This window comes from Paenibacillus sp. 01T422 (genome assembly GCF_056398785.1).
Window position 1 is genome coordinate 1 of the sequence record NZ_JBFTQB010001084.1, and the last position, 1,874, is coordinate 1,874.

Below are 1,874 nucleotides of genomic sequence, written 5' to 3' on the forward strand. Positions count from 1 at the left end.
GTTATAACCGGCATGACATCCAGAGATGAGCATGTAGATAGTATGGATTATTTGGAAAAGGTAGGTCTGCTGGACAAAGGGGACAAGAAAGTAGGTCAGCTTAGTGGTGGAGAGCAGCAACGTGTGGCAATCGCCAAAGCTTTGATCCTTGGACCAAAAGTGCTTGTTGCTGATGAGCCTGTTTCTGGACTCGACCCGAAATCCACGGAGTACATTCTTCAGGATTTGAAATCATTATGTAAAGATAGGAATATGAGTGTAATCGCTACGCTGCATAAGGTAGAGTTAGCAGAGCGATTCGCAACACGTATTTGGGGCATTAACGAGGGTAAAATTGTACTCGACATCCCTGCTAGATCGTTAACAATGCGTGAGAAAAAGCTTATATTTGGTGAAGTATGATCCAGGTCTTATTCGTTTGTTTGGGCAATATTTGTCGTTCTCCCATGGCAGAGGCTGTTTTTCGTCATCAGGTCAAACTGGCCGGTCTTGAGCATGTCATTGCCATTGATTCAGCAGGCACAGGTGATTGGCACGTTGGTCATCCACCGCACCAAGGAACAAGGGACATTTTAGATAAAAATCATATTGATTACAAAGGTATGCAAGCTAGACAAGTAAAATCAGATGATTTCGTACAATTTACATACATCATTGCGATGGATGAGAGTAACGTGCAGAATCTAGCTGCGTTCGCACCTGAATCGGTAGATGCTGAGAAACGTACTTCTATTCACAAGCTATTGGATTTTGCACCTGGACGTACGGACAAAAATGTGCCAGATCCTTATTATACGGGGAATTTCCAAGAAGTTTTCGAAATGGTTGAAGAGAGCTGCGCGAGATTACTTGCTTATATGATTGATAAGGAACAACTTACATAAATGCAGTAAAAACAAATGAATTAGAATACGGAGCCCGCAAACCTGCGAGGCTCCTTTTTTGTTGTTTCACGCGAAAAAATTGTAAAAACAAACAAAAAGACGGGAAAACGCAAATACAATTCCGCGCTTTTGCTACATAATGTATCTTGTGATCGAAGAAATATATGTAGTGACTGGAGGAAGAAGCTTGAAGAAAAGACTAAATTGCATATCCAACAAGTTTCAAAAAATTGTGTCTTCTGCCTTGATTGCCAGCATGGTACTAACATTCACAGCACCTATGGACGCAGTAGTAGCTGCAGGAGATGAATCCATCTTATTCCAAGATGATTTCAATGATCTCAATGCCGATGGGTGGACGACATATGGGGGATCCTGGAACGCTTCAGACGGGGCCTACCATACCAATAAAGGGGCGGGATTCAAGGCTGTAGCAAACGGAACAACCTTCAGCAACTTTGCGTATGAAGCCGATATTGCCTTCAAAGATGGCATTAATTCGGATAATGCCGGACTAATCTTCAGAGTCAAAAACCCAACCGTAGGGGCAGATAATATGCAAGGTTATTATGCTGGCATTACAGCGAATAATCTCGTTCAACTGGGCAAAATGAATAATAATTGGACAGAACTGGCGTCTAAGCCCTTTACCGTCCAACAAAACAAAGTCTATCGTATGAAAGTGGAAGCCAATGGTAGCAATATTGATATTTATATCGATGGCAACCTTGTACTTAGTGCAGTAGACACCACTTTTACTCAGGGTGCTATTGGAGTCAGGTCCTTTTGGACCAATGCGACCTATGATAATTTGAAGGTAACGGATCTAAGTGTAAAGGCTGTAGAGTCCATCTCCCTGAAGCAGAGTGCCATCTCTTTAAAAATTGACGAAAAGGAAACCCTTGTTCCTGAGTTTAAACCAGCTGATGCAGGTAATCAGGAAGTATCGTGGAAGTCCAACAATCCTGCTGTAGCAACTGTGGATAGCAA

Annotated in this window: 3 protein-coding genes; all 3 read left to right on the forward strand. The window is 42.3% G+C overall.

Annotated elements, in window-relative coordinates; genetic code table 11:
* On the forward strand, positions 1–402 hold a 402-nt coding region (locus AC1DUA_RS35775), incomplete at its 5' end, for an ATP-binding cassette domain-containing protein (RefSeq protein ID WP_477504260.1).
* A complete protein-coding gene (locus AC1DUA_RS35780) occupies positions 399–884 on the forward strand; it encodes a low molecular weight protein-tyrosine-phosphatase (RefSeq protein ID WP_477504261.1) in 486 nt (161 codons plus the stop codon). The genes AC1DUA_RS35775 and AC1DUA_RS35780, both read left to right, overlap by 4 nt.
* 187 nt (positions 885–1,071) lie before the next feature.
* On the forward strand, positions 1,072–1,874 hold an 803-nt coding region (locus tag AC1DUA_RS35785), incomplete at its 3' end, for a 3-keto-alpha-glucoside-1,2-lyase-like domain-containing protein (protein WP_477504262.1).

What these genes read in the sequence shown, in the direction of transcription:
- AC1DUA_RS35780 (WP_477504261.1), top strand. Translation starts at nt 399, where the DNA reads ATGATCCAGGTCTTATTCGTTTGTTTGGGCAATATTTGTCGTTCTCCC.